We start from the raw sequence: 18,834 nt of genomic DNA, 5'->3' as shown, positions 1-18,834 counted from the left end.
ATGGGCCTTACACTGGCTGGTACTGCCCTGGCACTCTGCCCGTCTGAGTGCCAGCGGGCCTGGCCGAGAGGGAGGTGGGTGCCAGGGCCGGGGAGCACCACTCCCCGGCCCGGCGCCCCCTCGTGTCCGGCGGAGGGTCCGTTACCAGCTGGGCCCGGCGATCTCCCGGATCCCCGGGAGGGCGGCCTCGAAGACCGTGCGGAACCAGACCGAGGTCGGCTTCTCGGCCTCCAGCGCCTTGAGCTCCTCGGCGGTGACGTAGCGGAAGTCGTCCACCTCCTCCGGGTCCGGCTTCGGCTCGTCGGTGACCAGGCCGACGAAGAGGTGGTTCCACTCGCGCTCGATCAGGCCGGAGGCCTCGTCGGGCAGGTCGTAGCGGACGGTGCCCGCCTCGCAGAGCAGGGCCGGGGCGACGCCCAGCTCCTCGGCGGTGCGGCGGGCGGCGGCGACGAAGGGCTGCTCGCCGGGGTAGGGGTGGCCGCAGCAGGTGTTCGACCAGACGCCGGGGGAGTGGTACTTGCCGAGCGCGCGACGCTGGAGCAGCATCCGGCCCTGCCGGTCGAAGAGGAACACCGAGAACGCCCGGTGCAGCCGGCCGGGCTGCTGGTGGGCCCAGAGCTTCTCGGCGGTGCCGATGGTCACACCCTCGTCGTCGACGAGCTCCAGCAGGATCTCGGCGGGCGTGCCGGGGGCGGCGCCGTCCTCGGTGAGCAGGGACGGTCGGGACTCGGGCATGGGGCCTCTTTCGCGACGGGGAGGTGGCTGGTTCGTGAGCGCGGCGGCCGCTCCGGACGCCGCCCGGGCGTCCGGGGCAAGTCTGCCGTATGGGTGGGTACCCGAATGGGCGCGACGCACACGGAGGCGTGGAAGGGCCGGATGATCAGGCAACCCATTCGATTTCTGATCGGCCCGGGCAGCCCCCTGATCCTTTCCGATCATCTGCCCGGTTCTCCTGACCCGTGTGGTTTCGGGGGTGTACGCCCGTTCCGGTAGCCTCACCGTGCCCGGGTGGCACGGGGGAGGGCCGTGCGGTACCGGCCGCGTTCGGGCCGGTCGTGACCGTCGCCTACGATCACAGCGGGAGCCGCCGACCCCGCCGCGGACCACCGGGCGGCACCACGCGGCACGATGCGGCACCACGCACCACCACCGCGACACCACGCAACACCACGAGTCAGGAGACACCGCATGATCGGCCTCGTTCTGGCCGCCGGCGCCGGTCGCCGGTTGCGCCCGTACACCGACACCCTGCCCAAGGCGCTGGTTCCGGTGGACGGCGAGCGGACCGTGCTGGACCTCACCCTCGGGAACTTCGCCGAGGTGGGCCTGACCGAGGCCGCCGTCGTGGTGGGGTACCGCAAGGAGGCGGTGTACGACCGCAAGGCGGAGCTGGAGCGCACGTACGGCGTCAAGCTCACCCTGGTCGAGAACGACAAGGCGGAGGAGTGGAACAACGCCTACTCCCTCTGGTGCGCCCGTGACCTCTTCGCCGAGGGCCTCCTGCTGGCCAACGGCGACACCGTGCACCCCGTCTCGGTGCAGCACACCATGCTGGATGGCTACCGCGGCCGGATCGCCGCCGGCGAGACCCCGGGCATCCTGCTGGCGCTGGACACCGTTAAGAAGCTGGCCGACGAGGAGATGAAGGTCGTCGTCGACCCGGCCTCCGGAATGCGCCGGATCACCAAGCTGATGGAGCCCTCCGAGGCCACCGGCGAGTACATCGGCGTCACCGTGATCGACCCCTCGGCCGCGGCCGACCTGGCCTCCGCCCTGCAGGCCACCTTCGAGCGCGACCCGCAGCTGTACTACGAGGACGGCTACCAGGAGATGGTCGACCGCGGCCTGCGCATCGACGTGCAGCCGATCGGCGAGGTCTCCTGGGTGGAGGTCGACAACCACGACGACCTGGCGAAGGCGCGGGAGATCGCGTGCCGGTACTGACCAGGCTGGTGCCCTCGCCGGTCTTCATGGAGATCCGCCCGGGCGCCCTGGACTCGCTCGGCGGCATCCTCGCGGACCAGCGGCTCTCCGCCTCGGGCCGGATCGCGGTCGCGGTCAGCACGGGCTCCGGGGCCCGCCTGCGCGAGCGCTTGGAGCCCGCCCTGCCCGGTGCCGACTGGTACGAGGTGGAGGACGGCTCGCTGGACGCCGCGGTGCGGCTCGCCGACCAGGTCCGCGGGCACTACGACGCGATGGTGGGCCTCGGCGGCGGCAAGATCATCGACGCCGCCAAGTACGCCGCCGCCCGGGTCGGCCTGCCGCTGGTCGCGGTGGCCACCAACCTGGCCCACGACGGCCTCTGCTCGCCCGTCTCCACCCTCGACAACGACGCCGGCCGGGGCTCCTACGGGGTGCCTGGGCCGATCGGCATCGTGGTCGACCTGGACGTCGTCCGGCAGGCCCCGCCGCGCTTCGTGGCGGCCGGGATCGGCGACGCCGTCTCCAACATCTCCGCCTGCGCGGACTGGGAGCTCTCGCACGTCCACACCGGTGAACCGGTCGACGGACTGGCCGTCGCGATGGCCCGGACGGCCGGCGAGACCCTGCTGCGGCACCCCGGGAAGCTGACGGACGGGGACCTCCTCACGACGCTCGCGGAAGCCCTGGTACTGTCCGGCATCGCGATGAGCATCGCGGGCAGCACCCGGCCCTCCTCGGGCGCCTGCCACGAGATCTCGCACGCCCTGGACGTGCTCTACCCCAAGCGCTCCGCCCAGCACGGCGAACAGGTCGGCCTCGGCGCGGCCTTCGCCACCTTCCTGCGGGGCGAGCGCGAACTGTCGGCTCTGATGGTGGACCGGTTCCGGTTCCACGGCCTGCCGGTGACGGCAGATCAGATCGGCTTCACCGAGGCGGAGTTCACCGAGGCGGTGCACTACGCTCCGAACACCCGTCCGGGACGCTTCACCATTCTGGAACACCTCGACCTCTCGCCCTCAGACATCAGGGACTCGTACGCCGACTATGTCCAAGCCGTCAACAGCTGATCGCCCCCCGGTCGACCTGACCCGCCGCCCCTCGATCGAGGAGCTGCGCGCGGTGATCCACCCCGAGGGCATGCTCCAGCGCAGGAGCGCCGAGCACTGGGCCGGGCGCCTCTACATGCGGAAGATCTCGCTGAGGATCACCCGCGTGCTCTCCACCGTCACGGCGATCACGCCCAACGGCCTGACCTACCTGATGATGGTGACCGGCATCCTGGCCGGTGCCGCCCTGGTGGTGCCCGGCATCGCCGGCGCCGTCCTGGGAGCCCTGCTGATCCAGGTCTACCTGCTGCTGGACTGCGTGGACGGCGAGGTGGCCCGCTGGCGCCGGCAGACCTCGCTGACCGGCGTCTACCTGGACCGGGTCGGCCACTACATGTCCGAGGCCGCGCTGCTCACCGGTCTCGGCCTGCGGGCCACCGACCTGTTCCACCGTCAGGGCAGCGCCTCGCACTGGGAGTGGGCCTTCCTCGGCACGCTGGCCGCGCTCGGCGCCATCCTGATCAAGTCGGAGACCGACCTGGTGGACGTGGCCCGGGCCCGCAGCGGGATGACCGCCGTCGAGGACAGCGCCTCGGTGCCGCGTTCGGCCGGGGTGGCCAAGGCCCGCAAGGCCGCCGCCTTCCTGAAGTTCCACCGGCTGGTCGGCGCGGTCGAGGCCTCGCTGCTCATCCTGGCGGCCGGGATCGCCGACGCGGTGGCCGGCGATCTCTACTTCACCCGCCTCGCGGTGGTCGTGCTGGCCGCGATCGCGATGCTCCAGACCGTCCTGCACCTGCTCTCCATCGTCCTGTCGAGCAGGCTGCGATGAGCACCGTGACGAAGAGCGACGACTTCCGCCTCGGCGCCGTCATCATCACCATGGGCAACCGCCCCGCCGAGCTCAACGCCCTGATCGAGTCCGTCCGCGCCCAGGAGGGCCCGGCGGTCGAGCTGGCCGTGGTCGGCAACGGCGCCCCGCTGCCCGAGCTGCCCGCGGGCGTCCGCTCGGTCGAGCTGCCCGAGAACCTCGGCATCCCCGGCGGCCGCAACGTCGGCATCGAGCTGTTCGGCCCGGACGGCCGGGACGTGGACGCCGTCCTCTTCCTGGACGACGACGGCCTGCTGCCCCGCACCGACTCCGCCCGGATCCTGCGCGAGGCCTTCAGCTCCGACCCGGGCCTGGGGATCGTCTCCTTCCGGATCGCCGACCCGGACACCGGCGAGACCCAGCGCCGCCACGTGCCCCGGCTGCGGGCCAGCGACCCGATGCACTCCTCCCGGGTGACCACCTTCCTGGGCGGCGCCAGCGCCGTCCGCAGCGCGGTCTTCCCGCAGGCCGGGCAGCTGCCCGCGGAGTTCTTCTACGCCCACGAGGAGACCGACCTCGCGTGGCGGGCGCTGGACGCCGGCTGGTCCATCGACTACCGCGCCGACGTGGTGCTCTTCCACCCGACCACCTCCCCGGCCCGGCACGCCGCGTACTTCCACAACGTGGCCCGGAACAGGGTGTGGCTCGCACGACGGAACCTTCCGGCCCCTCTCGTGCCTCTCTATCTGGGAGTCTGGTTCCTGCTCACGGTGGCCCGCCGTCCCTCCGGGGACGCGCTCAAGGCCTGGCTGGGCGGGTTCCGGGCCGGCTGGCGCGAACAGTGCGGTCCGCGTCGTCCGATGCGTTGGCGTACGGTGTGGCGATTGACCCGTCTGGGCCGACCGCCGATCATCTGATCGCAGAAAATCTTCCGGCGACCCCCGTCGTCGGACCGGTACTTCCCCCCGTTGATCCCGGTGGGTCAGACCGGAACCGCCGCCGTTCCCCCGTCGGCGGCCCGGTCTTCCGATCCCGTGAAGGACGAATGTGTCGACAGTGAGTGACCCGGTCAACTTCTCCGCACCCAGCGGCGTTGACGCGGGTCTGACCCCGAAGCAGCTCGTGGCCAAGTACGGCCTGACCGTGAGCGGCAAGCGGCCCGGCCTGTTGAGGTACGTGCGCGAGCTGTGGTCGCGGCGCCAGTTCATCATGGCGTTCGCCACCGCGCGGCTGGTGGCGCAGTACACCACGGCCAAGCTCGGCCAGGTCTGGCAGGTCCTCACCCCGCTGCTGAACTGCGCGGTGTTCTACCTGGTCTTCGGCGTCATGATGAAGTCCGGGGAGTCGATCGACCCCTACATCCCCTGGCTCTGCATCGGCGTCTTCGTCTTCCAGTTCAGCCAGAGCGCGGTGCTCTCCGGCACCCGGGCGATCTCCGACAACCTCGGGCTGATCCGCGCGCTGCACTTCCCCCGCGCCAGCCTGCCGATCGCCTTCACCGTGATCCAGCTCCAGCAGCTGCTGATCTCGATGATCGTGCTCGTCGGCATCGTGCTGTTCTGGCAGCCGCCGGCGATGACCTGGCTGCTGCTGATCCCGGCGCTGGCCCTGCAGTGCGTCTTCAACACCGGCCTCGCCCTGATCTTCGCCCGGATCGGCGCCAAGACCAGCGACATGGCCCAGCTGATGCCGTTCCTGCTGCGCACCTGGATGTACACCTCCGGCGTCATGTACTCGGTGCAGGGCGCGGTCGAGAAGTGGCCGACCATCTGGCAGGCGCTGTTCCGGCTGAACCCGGCCTCGGTCTACATGGACCTGATCCGCTACGCGTTCATCCCGAACACGTACAACAAGGAGGCGCTGCCGCCGCACGTCTGGGCCATCGCGGGTGGCTGGGCGCTCGTCGCCGGCCTGGTCGGCTTCGTGTACTTCTGGAAGGCAGAGGAGCAGTACGGCCGTGGCTGACACCGTGACCGACGAGACCCGAGGGGCCGTCATGAGCAAGACCCAGGACGCCCGGATCCCCACCGTGGTGGTGGACGACGTGCACATCGTCTACCGGGTGCACGGCGCCGGCTCGGGCCGCGGCAGCGCGACCTCCGCGCTCAGCCGGATCATCTCGCGCAAGCGCTCGCCCGCGATCCGCGAGGTGCACGCCGTCCGGGGCATCAGCTTCACCGCCTACAAGGGCGAGGCGGTCGGCCTGATCGGCTCCAACGGCTCCGGCAAGTCGACCATGCTGTCGGCCATCGCCGGTCTGCTGCCGACCGAGAAGGGCGCCATCTACACCAACGGCCAGCCCTCGCTGCTGGGCGTCAACGCGGCACTGATGGACGATCTGACGGGGGATCGGAACATCGTGCTCGGCTGCCTGGCGATGGGCATGTCGATGGCCGAGGTCAAGAGCCGCTACCAGGACATCGTGGACTTCTCGGGGATCAACGAGAAGGGCGACTTCATCTCGCTGCCGATGCGCGCCTACTCCTCCGGCATGGCGGCCCGCCTGCGCTTCTCCATCGCGGCGGCCAAGACCCACGACGTGCTGCTGATCGACGAGGCCCTGGCCACCGGTGACCAGAAGTTCCAGCGCCGCTCCGAGGACCGGATCCGCGAGCTGCGCAAGGAGGCGGGCACCGTCTTCCTGGTCAGCCACAACAACAACTCGATCCGCGACACCTGCGAGCGCACGATCTGGATCGAGAAGGGCGAGCTGGTCATGGACGGCTCGACCGACGACGTCATGAAGGAGTACGAGAAGGAGCACTGAGCCCACGGGGGCTGGTGGTTCCTTCAGGCGGAGGGGCCGGTGCCGAGCAGTCGGCGCCGGCCCCTCCGCCGTGTCCGGGTGGGCCGCCGGGCGTCGGCGGTGTAGAACGGGGGAGTGACGGAAGTGGCTTCAATGCAATCGGACAGTAGGACCGACGGCGAGACCCTCGGCAAGGCGGGGGCGGAGAACTTCCCGGTCGCGCCCGGCTTCCTGCCGGCCGCCTGGCGGGCGGACCTGATGGCGGTGTACGGCTTCGCCCGGCTGGTGGACGACGCCGGTGACGGCGACCTGGCCGAGCCGGAGAATGTGGCCGCGCTGCTCGGGGTCGAGGGGGGCCCGGCCGACGAGGGCTTCCGGCTCGCGCTGCTGGACGGGCTGGAGCGGGACCTGGACCGGGCCTTCGGGGCGGCCCTGGACAGCCGCGCCGAGCCGCCCCGGCACCCGCTGATGCGGGGCCTGGTCCCGCTGATCGACCGTCACCCGGTGACCCCGGAGCCGTTCCGCCGTCTGATCGAGGCCAACCGGGTGGACCAGACCACCTTCCGGTACGCCACCCAGCAGGACCTGATCGGCTACTGCACCCTTTCGGCCGATCCGGTCGGCCGCCTGGTGCTGGCGCTGGCCGGCAAGGCCACCCCGGAGCGGATCGCCCACTCGGACGCGATCTGCACCGGTCTCCAGCTGGCCGAGCACCTTCAGGACGTGGCCGAGGACCTGGGCCGCGGCCGGATCTACCTCCCGCAGCAGGACATGGAGCGCTTCGGCGTCACCGAGCGGGACCTCGCCGCGCCCACCGCGAACGCCCGGGTGCGCGAGCTGGTCGCCCATCAGGTGGAGCGCACCCGGACCCTGCTCGACCACGGAGCGCCGCTGGTGGGTACGGTGCACGGGAGGCTCCGACTGCTGTTGGCGGGATTCACCGCCGGCGGGTACGCGGCCCTGTCGGCGATCGAGGCCGCCGGGTACGACGTGCTCGCGGTGCAGGCGAAGCCGGACAAGCGCCGCCTCGCGGTCAAGGCGGCGGCAATCTTCGCGAAGGGAAGGTGAACGCCCGCGTGGCGGCATCACCACTGGCCCCGGCCCCCGTCATGGCGGCCTACCGGTACTGCGAGGCGGTCACCGCCCTCCAGGCCCGGAACTTCAGCTACGGCATCCGGCTGCTGCCCGAGCCCAAGCGGCTCGGCATGTCGGCGCTCTACGCGCTGGCCCGCCGGGTGGACGACATCGGCGACGGCGAGCTCCCGCCGGAGCAGAAGGCCGATCAGCTGCGGCAGACCCGGCTCCTGCTGGAGGAGGTCCGGCTCGGCACGGTGAGTGACGAGGACACCGACCCGATCAAGGTCGCGCTGGCCGACACCGCCCGTCGCTTCCCGATCGACCTGGGCGGCTTCGACGAGCTGATCGACGGCGTCGAGATGGACCTCCGGGGCGCCGAGTACAAGACCTTCGAGGAGCTCAAGGTCTACTGCCGCTGCGTGGCCGGGTCCATCGGCCGGCTCTCGCTCGGCGTGTACGGCTGCGAGCAGCCCAAGCTCGGCGCCGAGTACGCCGACACCCTGGGCCTGGCCCTGCAGCTCACCAACATCCTGCGCGACCTGCGCGAGGACGCCGCCAACGGCCGCACCTACCTGCCCACCGAGGACCTGGTGCGATTCGGCTGCGAACAGGGTTTCGACTTCGACCGGCCGCCGGTCGGAGCCGACTTCACCGGCCTGGTCGCCTTCGAGGCCGAACGGGCCCAGCAGGCCTTCGCCGACGGCCTGCGGCTGCTGCCGATGCTGGACCGGCGCAGCCGGGCCTGCACCGCCGCGATGGCCGGGATCTACCACCGGCTGCTCGGCCGGATCGCCGCCGAACCCGAGTCGGTCCTGCGCGGCCGGGTCTCGCTGCCGGGCTGGGAGAAGGCGTACGTGGCACTCTCCGGGCTCGCCGGAGGGCGTTCTTGATTCTCTCCGCGTTTATGTCACGCTGTGTCAGCACCCGGTCGCCGCACGGCGGTCGGGCACGGGCCGGCCACGACCACCGAAGGGGAGGCGCGAGATGACGGCAGGGCACGACCGGGAGCTCACCGCCGTGGTGGTCGGCGGCGGTCTGGCGGGCATCACCGCCGCGCTGCGGCTGGCCGAGGCCGGCCGGCGGGTCACCCTGGTGGAGGCCAGGCCCCGCCTCGGCGGCCTCGCCTTCTCCTTCCGCCGCGGCGAGCTGACCGTCGACAACGGCCAGCACGTCTTCCTCCGCTGCTGCACCGCCTACCGCGGCCTGATCGACCGGCTGGGTGCGGGCCGACTGGTGGACGTCCAGCCCCGGCTGGACGTCCCGGTCCTGTCGGTCTCGCCGGACGGGCGCCGCACCCTGGGCCGGCTGCGCCGGGCGGGCCTGCCCGTCCCGCTGCACCTGGCCGGCAGCCTGGCCTCGTACCCGCACCTGACCGCCGCCGACCGGCTGCGGGTGGTGCGGGCCGCGCTGGCCCTCAAGGGGCTGGACCTGGACGATCCGGGCCTGGACCGGATCTCCTTCGCCGAGTGGCTGCGCGCCCACGGCCAGACCCCGGCCACCACGGCCGCGCTCTGGGACCTGGTCGGCGTGGCCACCCTGAACGCCACCGCCGAGCAGACCTCGCTGGCGCTGGCCGCGATGGTCTTCAAGACCGGCCTGCTCTCCGACCCGGGCGCCTCCGACATCGGCATGGCCAAGGTGCCGCTCGGCGACGTCCACCACGACCTGGCGCTGGCCGAGTTGGAGCGGGCCGGGGTCTCGGTGCGGCTGCGCGCCCGGGTGGCCGAGGTGAAGACCGCCGAGCAGCACTGCGTCCGGCTGGAGGGCGGCGAGCTGCTCACCGCCGACACCGTGGTGCTGGCCGGCGCCCAGGAGTCGGCCGCCGCACTGCTCCCGGACGGCGCGCTGGAGCACCCCGAGCGCCTGGCCGCGCTCGGCCACGCGCCGATCCTCAACGTGCACGTGGTCTACGACCGCAGGCTGCTGAAGCAGCCGTTCTTCGCCGCCCTCGGCTCGCCGGTGCAGTGGGTCTTCGACCGCACCGCGCACTCCGGGCTGGACGTGCCCGGCGCGCAGTACCTGGCGCTGTCGCAGTCGGCCGTGCAGGACGAGATCGACCTCCCGGTGGCCGAGCTGAGGGAGCGTTACCTGCCCGAGCTGGAGCGGCTGCTGCCGGCCGCCCGGGGCGCGGAGGTCCTGGACTTCTTCGTCACCCGGGAGCGGACCGCGACCTTCGCGCCCGCCCCCGGCACCGCGGCCCTGCGCCCCGGCCCGGTCACCCGGGTGCCCGGCCTGCTGCTGGCCGGTTCGTGGACCGCCACCGGTTGGCCCGCGACCATGGAGGGGGCCGTCCGCAGCGGTCACGCGGCCGCCGACGCGGCCCTGGCCGGAAGGCGCCGTCCGGTGGACCGGAGTGACGGAAGGTGGCCTCGATGAGTCTGGGGCCGGGTAGAACTGACACCGCACCAGAGCGGCCTCGCGTGCCGTTCGCACCGTTCGCAGGACAGGGAGAGGGAACGTACGTGGAGCCTCGCAGCGGGACCGGTTCGGTCCAGGACGCGCCGGCCGCACTCCCGGTGCCGGAACTGCTGGCCCGGGGCCGCGCCCTCTGCACCCCGCCGCTGCGCGCCGCCGTCGCCCGGCTGGCCGCACCGATGGACACCGTGGCGGCGTACCACTTCGGCTGGATCGACCGGGACGGCACGCCCGTCGCGGGGGACGGCGGCAAGGCGGTGCGCCCGGCGCTCGCCCTGCTCTCGGCGGAGGCCGTCGGCGCTCCGGCGCAGGTCGGCGTGCCCGGTGGCGTCTCCGTCGAACTGGTGCACAACTTCTCGCTCCTCCATGATGACTTGATGGACGGTGACGAGACGCGCCGGCACCGGGCCACGGCCTGGACGGTCTTCGGCCCGGCCCAGGCGATCCTGGTCGGCGACGGCCTGGCAGCCCTGGGCACCGAGGTCCTGCTCGACGCCGCGGTCACCGGCACCGCCTCCGCCGCCGACGCGGCCCGTGCGGTCCGGCTGATCACCACCACCACCCGGCAGCTGATCGACGGGCAGGCCAAGGACCTCTCCTTCGAGCACCGCGACGTGGTCACCGTCGAGGAGTGCCTCGACATGGAGGCGGGCAAGACCGGTGCCCTGCTGGCCGCCGCCTCCGCCATCGGCGCGGTGCTGGCCGGGGCCGACGACCGGGTCTCGGACGCCCTCCAGCGCTACGGCATGCACGTCGGCCTGGCCTTCCAGGCGGTGGACGACCTGCTCGGCATCTGGGGCGCCACCGAAGTCACCGGCAAGCCGCACTGGGGGGACCTGCGCCAGCGCAAGAAGTCCCTCCCGGTGGCCGCCGCGCTCGCCGAGGGCGGCGCCGCCTCCCGCCGGCTGGCCGCCGAGCTGGCCGACCCGAGCGGCCGCGGCGAGGAGGGCGAGGACCAGCTCGCCGCCCGCGCCGCGCTGATCGAGCAGGCCGGCGGCCGGGCGTGGACCCAGCAGGAGGCCCGCCGGCAGCACCGGACCGCCCTCGCCGCACTGGACGAGGTGCCCATGACCGACGAGGTGCGCCAGCGCTTCGTCGCACTCGCCGAATTCGTGGTGGTACGAGAGAGGTGACGTTGACGTGACAGCAACCGCGGACGGCCGGCTCGACCCTGAGTACGATCCCGAGCCGGCCGCGGTGGGCGAACGCCCGCCGGTCACGGACCGGTTGACCGGCCGTCAGACGACGGTCGCGACGGCCCCCGCACCGGGGGCCGGGAGGCGGCAGGCCGAGGGGCCGGAGCGGAGCGGTCCGCTCGATCCGGCCCAGGCCCTGGCCCGGGCCACCGCCGAGCTGTTGTCACGCCAGAGCCCGGACGGCTGGTGGAAGGGCGATCTGGAGACCAACGTCACCATGGACGCCGAGGACCTGTTACTGCGTCAGTTCCTCGGCATCCGCGAGCCGGAGCAGACCGCGGCCACCGCGGCCTGGATCCGCTCCCAGCAGCGCGAGGACGGCACCTGGTCCACCTTCTACGGCGGCCCGCCCGAACTGTCCACCACCGTCGAGGCCTACGTCGCGCTCAAGCTCGCCGGCGACGACCCCGGCGCACCGCACATGGCCGCCGCAGCCCGGTACGTGCGGGAGCGCGGCGGCATCGCGGCCAGCCGGGTGTTCACCCGGATCTGGCTCGCGCTGTTCGGCTGGTGGCCGTGGGAGCGTCTGCCCGAGATGCCGCCGGAGATCATCTTCCTGCCCCGCTGGCTGCCGCTGAACATCTACGCCTTCGGCTGCTGGGCCCGGCAGACCATCGTCCCGCTCACCGTGGTCTCGGCCCACCGCCCGGTCCGCCCCGCCCCGTTCGACCTCACCGAACTGCACACCGACCCGGCCGACCCGTACCCGCTGCGCCCGCTGGCCCCGCCCACCGGCTGGGACGGCGTCTTCGAGCGCCTCGACCTGGTCCTGCACGCGTACCACAAGCGCGCCCTGCGCCCGCTGCGCCGGGCCGCCCTGGCCCAGGCCGGCCGCTGGATCGTCGAACGCCAGGAGGCGGACGGCTGCTGGGGCGGCATCCAGCCGCCCGCCGTGTACTCCCTGATCGCCCTCCACCTGCTCGGATACGACCTCGAACACCCCGTCATGCGGGCCGGGCTGGCCGCCTTCGACCGCTTCACCGTGCACACCGAGGACGGCCGCCGCTGGCTGGAGGCCTGCCAGTCCCCGGTCTGGGACACCTGCCTGGCCACCATCGCGCTGCGGGACGCGGGCCTGCCCGCCGACCACCCCGCGCTGGTCTCGGCCGCCGACTGGATGCTCGCCGAGGAGATCCGCCGCCCCGGCGACTGGTCCGTCCAGCGCCCGCGGCTGGCGCCCGGCGGCTGGGCCTTCGAGTTCGAGAACGACAACTACCCCGACATCGACGACACCGCCGAGGTGGTGCTCGCCCTCAAGCGGGTCGCCCACCCGGACCGGGCGCGGATCGACGGTGCGGTGCGGCGGGGCGTCGAGTGGAACCTCGGCATGCAGTCGCGCAACGGCGCCTGGGGCGCCTTCGACGTCGACAACACCAGCACCCTCCCCAACAAACTGCCGTTCTGCGACTTCGGCGAGGTGGTCGACCCGCCCTCGGCGGACGTCACCGCGCACGTGGTCGAGATGCTCGCCGAGACCGGCCTGGCCGGGGACCGGCGGACCAGGCGCGGCATCGACTGGCTGCTCAAGAACCAGGAGGCGGACGGCTCCTGGTTCGGCCGCTGGGGCACCAACTACATCTACGGCACCGGCTCCGTCCTGCCCGCCCTGGTGGCCGCCGGGATCCCCGGCTCGCACCCCGCCGTCCGCCGCGCGGTGGACTGGCTGGCGGACCGTCAGAACCCGGACGGCGGCTGGGGCGAGGACATGCGCTCCTACGAGGACCCGGTCCGCTGGTCCGGGCGCGGCGACTCCACCGCCTCGCAGACCGCCTGGGCGCTGATGGCCCTGCTGGCGGCGGGCGAGGGGCCGGACGGGGCGCGCAGCGAGGTGGTCGAGCGGGGCGTCCAGTGGCTCTGCCGCACCCAACTGCCCAGCGGCAGCTGGGACGAGCCGCAGTTCACCGGGACGGGCTTCCCCTGGGACTTCTCGATCAACTACCACCTGTACCGCCTGGTCTTCCCCGTGACGGCTCTCGGACGGTACCTGCACGGCAGTCCGCTGACGGGAGGCGGAGCATGACGGAGTGTGCGCTGCGCGCGGCGGGTACCGGGCCGCTCTCCCCGGTTCCCGGCCCCGGCTGGTACCCGCACGGCAGTCCGCTGACGGGAGGCGGAGCATGACGGAGTGTGCGCTGCGCGCGGCGGGTACCGGGCCGCTCTCCCCGGTTCCCGGCCCCGGCCGGTACCCGCACGGCAGTCCGCTGACGGGAGGTCACCGATGAGGCACGTCGCACCGCTTCCGCCCAAGGGAGCCGCCCCGGACGGTCCGCTGCTGGTCGTCTGCGCGCTGGGCCCCGAGGTCTGGGCGCTGCGCGGCGGCGACTGGAGCGGGACCCCGGCCGTGCTGCTCCGCACCGGTATGGGCCGGGCCCGGGCACGGAGGGCGGTCGGCGGGCTGCTCACCCGCCCGGGCTACGGGGCGCTCGCGGTGGCCGGCTTCGGCGCCGCCCTCGGGCCGGGCGTCCTGCCCGGGGACGTGATCGTCGCGGACTCGGTGCGGGACGCCGAGGGTGACGCCTGGTCACTCGACTCCGCCCCCGCCCTGGCCGCCGAACTGCGGGCCCGCGGCCTGACCGTCCACATCGGCCCGCACCACACCGCCGACCACGTGGTCCGCGGCGCCGAGCGCAGCGACCTGCACGCCACCGGCGCCCGCGCCGTCGACATGGAGGCCGCCGCCGTGCTGGCCGCCCGGGCCGAGGCCGGCTCCGGGCTGCCGGCGGCGGTGCTCCGGGTGGTGGTCGACACCCCCAGCCGGGAGCTGCTGCGGCCCGGCACCCTGCCCGCCGGGCTGCGCGCCTGGCGGACCCTGCGCGCCACCGTTCCGGCCCTCGCGGCCTGGCGGCGGTCGGTGGCCCGCGACGAGCTGAAGAACCGTGCACCACAGTCATCGACGCTCCCTCAGGAGGCGAGCTAGCCATGGCAATGCCGCTGCGCCAGTCCGTGCGCGTCAGCACGTACCTGCTCCAGCAGAAGCTCAAGCGGAACAAGAAGTTCCCGCTCATCGTCGAACTGGAGCCGCTCTACGCCTGCAACCTGGCCTGCGAGGGCTGCGGGAAGATCCAGCACCCGGCGGGGGTGCTGAAGCAGCGGATGCCGGTCGCCCAGGCGGTCGGCGCGGTGCTGGAGTCGGGGGCCCCGATGGTCTCCATCGCGGGCGGCGAGCCGCTGATGCACCCGCAGATCGACGAGATCGTCCGGCAGTTGGTGGGGCGGCGCAAGTACGTCTTCCTCTGCACCAACGCGCTGCTGCTGCGCAAGAAGCTGGACAAGTTCACCCCCTCGCCGTACTTCACCTTCACCGTGCACATCGACGGCCTGCGCGAGCGGCACGACGCCTCGGTGGCCAAGGAAGGCACCTTCGACGAGGCGGTGGAGGCGATCAAGGAGGCCAAGCGGCGCGGCTTCCGGGTGACGACCAACTCGACCTTCTTCAACACCGACACCCCGCAGACCATCATCGAGGTGCTGGACTACCTCAACGACGAGCTGCGCGTCGACGAGATGATGATCTCCCCGGCCTACGCCTACGAGAAGGCGCCCGACCAGGACCACTTCCTGGGCGTGGAGCAGACCAGGGAGCTGTTCCGGAAGACCTTCGCGGGCGGCAACCGCCGCCGCTGGCGGCTCAACCACAGCCCGCTCTTCCTGGACTTCCTGGAGGGCAAGGTCGACTTCGAGTGCACCGCCTGGGGCATCCCGAACTACTCGCTGTTCGGCTGGCAGCGCCCCTGCTACCTGATGGCCGACGGCTACGTCCCCACCTACCGTGAGCTGATCGAGAAGACCGACTGGGACAAGTACGGCCGCGGCAAGGACCCGCGCTGCGACAACTGCATGGCGCACTGCGGGTACGAACCGACCGCCGTACTGGCCACCATGGGCTCCCTCAAGGAGTCCCTGCGGGCCGCCCGCGAGACCCTCGGCGCGCACTGACACCACCCTCGGGAGCCCGCTGCGGCGGGCTCCCGACAGGCGCACCGGCAGCGATGGCCGCAGGCTGGACACAGACCGTCACCAGCACGGACCGTCATCGCCCAGTACCGAGCCACGAGGTGAAGCCATGTCAGTCCTGTCCACCGTCCAGGGCCCCGCCGACCTCCGCCGCCTCTCCCCGCCGGAGCTCGCCCGGCTCGCGGACGAGATCCGCGAGTTCCTGGTCTCCGCCGTCACCAAGACCGGCGGACACCTGGGGCCCAACCTCGGTGTGGTGGAGCTGACCATCGCGCTGCACCGGGTCTTCGACTCGCCGTACGACCGCATCCTCTGGGACACCGGCCACCAGGCCTACGTCCACAAGCTGCTCACGGGCCGTCAGGACTTCGCCCGGCTGCGGATGCAGGGCGGACTCTCCGGCTACCCGTCCCGCGCCGAGTCCGAGCACGACCTGATCGAGAACTCGCACGCCTCCACCGCCCTCGGCTACGCCGACGGCCTGGCCAAGGCGCACCAGCTGCTCGGCACCCCCGGCCGGCACACCGTGGCGGTGATCGGCGACGGGGCGCTCACCGGCGGGATGGCCTGGGAGGCGCTCAACAACATCGCCGAGGCCGACCGCCCGCTGGTCATCGTGGTCAACGACAACGAGCGCTCCTACGCGAAGACCATCGGCGGCCTGGCCCACCACCTGGCCGCCCTGCGCACCGCCCAGGGGTACGAGCGCTTCCTGGCCCTCGGCAAGGGTGCGCTGCAGCGCACCCCGCTGGTCGGCAAGCCCGTCTTCGACGCGCTGCACGGGGCCAAGAAGGGCTTCAAGGACGCCTTCACCCCGCAGGGCATGTTCGAGGACCTGGGCCTCAAGTACCTCGGCCCGATCGACGGCCACGACCTGCTCTCGGTGGAGCAGGCGCTCCGTCAGGCCCGCGGCTTCGACGGCCCGGTGATCGTGCACTGCCTGACCGTCAAGGGCCGCGGCTACCGCCCCGCCGAGCAGGACGAGGCCGACCGCTTCCACGCGGTGGGCGCCATGGACCCGTACACCTGCCTGCCCGTCTCGCCCTCCTCCGGGACCTCCTGGACCTCCGTCTTCGGCAGCGAACTCGCCGCCCTCGGCGCCGAGCGCCCCGACGTGGTGGCGATCACCGCCGCCATGCTCCAGCCCGTCGGCCTGGCCCCGTTCGCCGCCGCCCACCCCGAACGCACCTACGACGTCGGCATCGCCGAACAGCACGCGGTGGCCAGCGCGGCCGGCCTCGCCACCGGCGGCCTGCATCCCGTGGTGGCCGTCTACGCGACCTTCCTCAACCGGGCCTTCGACCAGGTCCTGATGGACGTCGCCCTGCACCGCCTCGGCGTCACCTTCGTGCTCGACCGGGCGGGGGTCACCGGCAACGACGGCGCCTCGCACAACGGCATGTGGGACATGTCCATCCTCCAGGTCGTCCCCGGGCTTCGGCTGGCCGCGCCGCGCGACGCCGAGCAGCTGCGCGTCCAGCTGCGGGAGGCGGTGGACGTCGCGGACGCCCCCACCGTGGTCCGCTTCCCCAAGGGCGACCTCGGCCCCGAGGTCCCCGCGATCGAGCGGCTCGGCGGCGTCGACGTGCTGCAACGCACCGGCCCCGCACCGGAGATCCTGCTGGTCGCGGTCGGGGCGATGGCCCCCGCCTGCCTGGACGCGGCCGCGCTGCTGCTCGCCGAGGGCTTCAGCTGCACAGTGGTGGACCCGCGCTGGGTCAAGCCGGTCGACCCGGTGCTGCCCCTGCTGGCCGCCGAGCACCGCCTGGTGGTCACCGTGGAGGACAACGGCCGGGCGGGCGGCGTCGGTTCGGCCATCGCCCAGGCGATGCGGGACGCCGGCGTGGACGTGCCGCTGCGCGACCTCGGCATCCCCCAGGAGTTCCTGACGCACGCCGGGCGGGGAGAGATCCTCGAGGAGATCGGCCTGACCGGGACGGGCGTCGCCGCCCAGGCGGCCGTCTTCGCCAAGCAACTCCTGCGCCCCCAGAACCCCGCACGCGGGGAGAACCCGAACCGCGAACCCGACCAAGGAGCGAACCAGCACCATGCCGGCTGACCGTCTCGACCTCTCCGCGCTGATCGCCGAACGAGGCTCCGAACGCTACGAGTTGCAGGCCAAGTACCTCAACCCGCAGCTGGCCCGGATGCTGCACACCATCGGCTTCGACAAGTTCTACGAGCGCGCGGAGGGGGCCTACTTCTACGACGCGGAGGGCAACGACTACCTCGACATGCTGGCCGGCTTCGGCATCTTCGCCCTCGGCCGCCACCACCCGGTGGTCCGGGCCGCCGTGCAGGACGTGATGGACCTCGGACTCCCCGACCTGGTCCGCTTCGACTGCTCCCCGCTCCAGGGCCTGCTGGCCGAGCAACTCCTCTCCTTCACCCCGGAGTTGGACCGGGTCTTCTTCGGCAACAGCGGCACCGAGGCGGTCGAGACGGCGCTGAAGTTCGCCCGCTACGCCACCGGCAAACGGCGGGTGCTCTACTGCGACCACGCCTTCCACGGCCTGACGACGGGCTCGCTGTCCGTCAACGGCGAGAACGGCTTCCGCAAGGGCTTCGACCCACTGCTCCCCGACACCGCCATCCCGCTCGGCGACCTCGGAGCCCTGAAGAAGGAGCTCCGCAAGGGCGACGTCGCCGCCCTGATCGTCGAACCGATCCAGGGCAAGGGCGTGCTCGCCCCGCCGCCGGGCTGGCTGCTCGCCGCCCAGCAACTGCTGCACGAGCACAAGGCCCTGCTCATCTGCGACGAGGTGCAGACGGGGATCGGGCGGACGGGCACCTTCTTCGCCTACCAGGCCGAGCCGGGCGTGCGGCCGGACCTGGTCTGCGCGGCCAAGGCCCTGTCGGGCGGCTACGTCCCGGTGGGGGCGACCCTGGGGAAGGGCTGGATCTTCGAGAAGGTGTACTCCTCGATGGACCGGGTGCTGGTGCACTCGGCCAGCTTCGGCTCCAACGCCCAGGCGATGGCGGCCGGCCTCGCCACCCTGCACGTGATGCGGGAGGAGGGCGTGGTGGCGAACGCGGCGAAGGTCGGCGAGCTGTTCCGGACCAGGCTGTCGGCGCTGGTGGACAAGTACGAGCTGCTGGCGGAGGTGCGGGGGCAGGGGCTGATGATCGGCATCGAGTTCGGCCGGCCCAAGTCGCTGAAGCTGCGGACGGGTTGGACCGCACTCCAGGCGGCGCGGAAGGGTCTCTTCGCCCAGATGGTGGTGGTCCCGCTGCTGCAGCGCCACCGGATCCTCACCCAGGTGTCGGGCGACCACCTGGAGGTCATCAAGCTGATCCCGCCGCTGATCATCACGGAGCGGGAGGTGGACCGGTTCGTGACCGCCTTCGAGGAGCTGATGGACGACGCCCACCGGGGGAGCGGCCTGATGTGGGACTTCGGGCGGACGCTGGTCAAGCAGGCGGTGGGGAGCGGAGGACGGTAGGTCCTGCTGAGTGATGGTGGTGCGGGCGCTTCTGTTGCAGGACCGGGACAGGGGCGCCCGCTCCGTGCGATCCCTCGAACACTATGATCGCTGCACGTTTGGTTGATCGTCAGTAACGGGGGATGACGAAGTGGCGCTCATGTTGCCGGACAGCGTCGAGTGGGTTCTCGAGATGCTGGGCTTCGACTGGCCGACGGCGAATGAGGACAAGCTTCGTGAGTCGGCG

16 protein-coding genes are annotated in these 18,834 nt (G+C 72.3%); 15 read left to right on the top strand and 1 reads right to left on the bottom strand.

Annotation, left to right across the window (positions count from 1 at the left end):
- Positions 1 to 141: 141 nt before the first annotated feature.
- Positions 142 to 735, bottom strand: a complete 594-nt coding sequence (gene idi / locus ACWCYY_RS39385; protein ID WP_345280799.1) for an isopentenyl-diphosphate Delta-isomerase — start codon at positions 733 to 735, stop codon at positions 142 to 144.
- A 453-nt stretch (positions 736 to 1,188) separates the two neighbouring features.
- Between idi and ACWCYY_RS39380 the strand changes: the two genes are divergently transcribed.
- The 15 genes from ACWCYY_RS39380 (at position 1,189) to ACWCYY_RS39310 (ending at position 18,608) form a co-directional block, all read left to right on the top strand.
- Positions 1,189 to 1,944, top strand: coding sequence for a phosphocholine cytidylyltransferase family protein (locus tag ACWCYY_RS39380; protein WP_345280798.1), 756 nt, complete (start codon positions 1,189 to 1,191; stop codon positions 1,942 to 1,944).
- Positions 1,932 to 2,990 (top strand): iron-containing alcohol dehydrogenase family protein, encoded by a 1,059-nt coding sequence (locus ACWCYY_RS39375; protein WP_345280797.1) that lies wholly within the window; start codon positions 1,932 to 1,934, stop codon positions 2,988 to 2,990. Before ACWCYY_RS39380 ends, ACWCYY_RS39375 begins: the two co-directional genes overlap by 13 nt.
- 115 nt (positions 2,991 to 3,105) lie before the next feature.
- Positions 3,106 to 3,798, top strand: coding sequence for a CDP-alcohol phosphatidyltransferase family protein (locus tag ACWCYY_RS39370; RefSeq protein WP_380150116.1), 693 nt, complete (start codon positions 3,106 to 3,108; stop codon positions 3,796 to 3,798).
- Positions 3,795 to 4,694, top strand: a complete 900-nt coding sequence (locus ACWCYY_RS39365; protein ID WP_449798816.1) for a glycosyltransferase family 2 protein — start codon at positions 3,795 to 3,797, stop codon at positions 4,692 to 4,694. Before ACWCYY_RS39370 ends, ACWCYY_RS39365 begins: the two co-directional genes overlap by 4 nt.
- 130 nt (positions 4,695 to 4,824) lie before the next feature.
- Positions 4,825 to 5,742, top strand: coding sequence for an ABC transporter permease (locus ACWCYY_RS39360; protein WP_380150111.1), 918 nt, complete (start codon positions 4,825 to 4,827; stop codon positions 5,740 to 5,742).
- Between the two features lie 31 nt (positions 5,743 to 5,773).
- The gene (locus tag ACWCYY_RS39355) at positions 5,774 to 6,544 is read left to right on the top strand and encodes an ABC transporter ATP-binding protein (protein ID WP_345280827.1); all 771 of its coding nucleotides are present in this window, start codon (positions 5,774 to 5,776) and stop codon (positions 6,542 to 6,544) included.
- A gap of 132 nt (positions 6,545 to 6,676) precedes the next feature.
- A complete protein-coding gene (hpnC, locus tag ACWCYY_RS39350; RefSeq protein ID WP_345280793.1) occupies positions 6,677 to 7,591 on the top strand; it encodes a squalene synthase HpnC in 915 nt (304 codons plus the stop codon).
- A gap of 41 nt (positions 7,592 to 7,632) precedes the next feature.
- The gene (gene hpnD, locus ACWCYY_RS39345; protein ID WP_345280825.1) at positions 7,633 to 8,490 is read left to right on the top strand and encodes a presqualene diphosphate synthase HpnD; all 858 of its coding nucleotides are present in this window, start codon (positions 7,633 to 7,635) and stop codon (positions 8,488 to 8,490) included.
- A 94-nt stretch (positions 8,491 to 8,584) separates the two neighbouring features.
- Positions 8,585 to 9,976, top strand: coding sequence for a hydroxysqualene dehydroxylase HpnE (gene hpnE, locus ACWCYY_RS39340; protein ID WP_380150112.1), 1,392 nt, complete (start codon positions 8,585 to 8,587; stop codon positions 9,974 to 9,976).
- Positions 9,977 to 10,062: 86 nt separating this feature from the next.
- Entirely contained in the window at positions 10,063 to 11,148 is a 1,086-nt protein-coding gene (locus ACWCYY_RS39335) for a polyprenyl synthetase family protein (protein WP_449798815.1), read from the top strand.
- Between the two features lie 7 nt (positions 11,149 to 11,155).
- Positions 11,156 to 13,231, top strand: coding sequence for a squalene--hopene cyclase (shc, locus tag ACWCYY_RS39330; protein ID WP_449798814.1), 2,076 nt, complete (start codon positions 11,156 to 11,158; stop codon positions 13,229 to 13,231).
- A gap of 198 nt (positions 13,232 to 13,429) precedes the next feature.
- On the top strand, positions 13,430 to 14,128 hold the full coding sequence (locus ACWCYY_RS39325) for a phosphorylase family protein (RefSeq protein ID WP_449798813.1): 699 nt from the start codon (positions 13,430 to 13,432) through the stop codon (positions 14,126 to 14,128).
- A 2-nt stretch (positions 14,129 to 14,130) separates the two neighbouring features.
- Positions 14,131 to 15,147 (top strand): adenosyl-hopene transferase HpnH, encoded by a 1,017-nt coding sequence (gene hpnH, locus ACWCYY_RS39320; RefSeq protein WP_449798812.1) that lies wholly within the window; start codon positions 14,131 to 14,133, stop codon positions 15,145 to 15,147.
- A gap of 127 nt (positions 15,148 to 15,274) precedes the next feature.
- Positions 15,275 to 17,224, top strand: a complete 1,950-nt coding sequence (dxs, locus tag ACWCYY_RS39315; RefSeq protein ID WP_345280786.1) for a 1-deoxy-D-xylulose-5-phosphate synthase — start codon at positions 15,275 to 15,277, stop codon at positions 17,222 to 17,224.
- Positions 17,214 to 18,608, top strand: coding sequence for an aspartate aminotransferase family protein (locus ACWCYY_RS39310; RefSeq protein ID WP_449798811.1), 1,395 nt, complete (start codon positions 17,214 to 17,216; stop codon positions 18,606 to 18,608). Before dxs ends, ACWCYY_RS39310 begins: the two co-directional genes overlap by 11 nt.
- The last annotated feature ends 226 nt before the right edge of the window (positions 18,609 to 18,834 follow it).

It is taken from the genome of Kitasatospora sp. NPDC001664 (assembly GCF_053596675.1).
This window is presented reverse-complemented; position numbering and strand designations above follow the sequence as displayed.

Coding starts and splice junctions, on each gene's coding strand:
- hpnC (WP_345280793.1), top strand. CDS start 6,677: ATGCAATCGGACAGTAGGACCGACGGCGAGACCCTCGGCAAGGCGGGG.
- ACWCYY_RS39365 (WP_449798816.1), top strand. CDS start 3,795: ATGAGCACCGTGACGAAGAGCGACGACTTCCGCCTCGGCGCCGTCATC.
- ACWCYY_RS39380 (WP_345280798.1), top strand. CDS start 1,189: ATGATCGGCCTCGTTCTGGCCGCCGGCGCCGGTCGCCGGTTGCGCCCG.
- ACWCYY_RS39325 (WP_449798813.1), top strand. CDS start 13,430: ATGAGGCACGTCGCACCGCTTCCGCCCAAGGGAGCCGCCCCGGACGGT.
- ACWCYY_RS39370 (WP_380150116.1), top strand. CDS start 3,106: ATGCGGAAGATCTCGCTGAGGATCACCCGCGTGCTCTCCACCGTCACG.
- dxs (WP_345280786.1), top strand. CDS start 15,275: ATGTCAGTCCTGTCCACCGTCCAGGGCCCCGCCGACCTCCGCCGCCTC.
- hpnD (WP_345280825.1), top strand. CDS start 7,633: ATGGCGGCCTACCGGTACTGCGAGGCGGTCACCGCCCTCCAGGCCCGG.
- hpnH (WP_449798812.1), top strand. CDS start 14,131: ATGGCAATGCCGCTGCGCCAGTCCGTGCGCGTCAGCACGTACCTGCTC.
- ACWCYY_RS39355 (WP_345280827.1), top strand. CDS start 5,774: ATGAGCAAGACCCAGGACGCCCGGATCCCCACCGTGGTGGTGGACGAC.
- hpnE (WP_380150112.1), top strand. CDS start 8,585: ATGACGGCAGGGCACGACCGGGAGCTCACCGCCGTGGTGGTCGGCGGC.
- idi (WP_345280799.1), bottom strand. CDS start 735: ATGCCCGAGTCCCGACCGTCCCTGCTCACCGAGGACGGCGCCGCCCCC.
- ACWCYY_RS39310 (WP_449798811.1), top strand. CDS start 17,214: ATGCCGGCTGACCGTCTCGACCTCTCCGCGCTGATCGCCGAACGAGGC.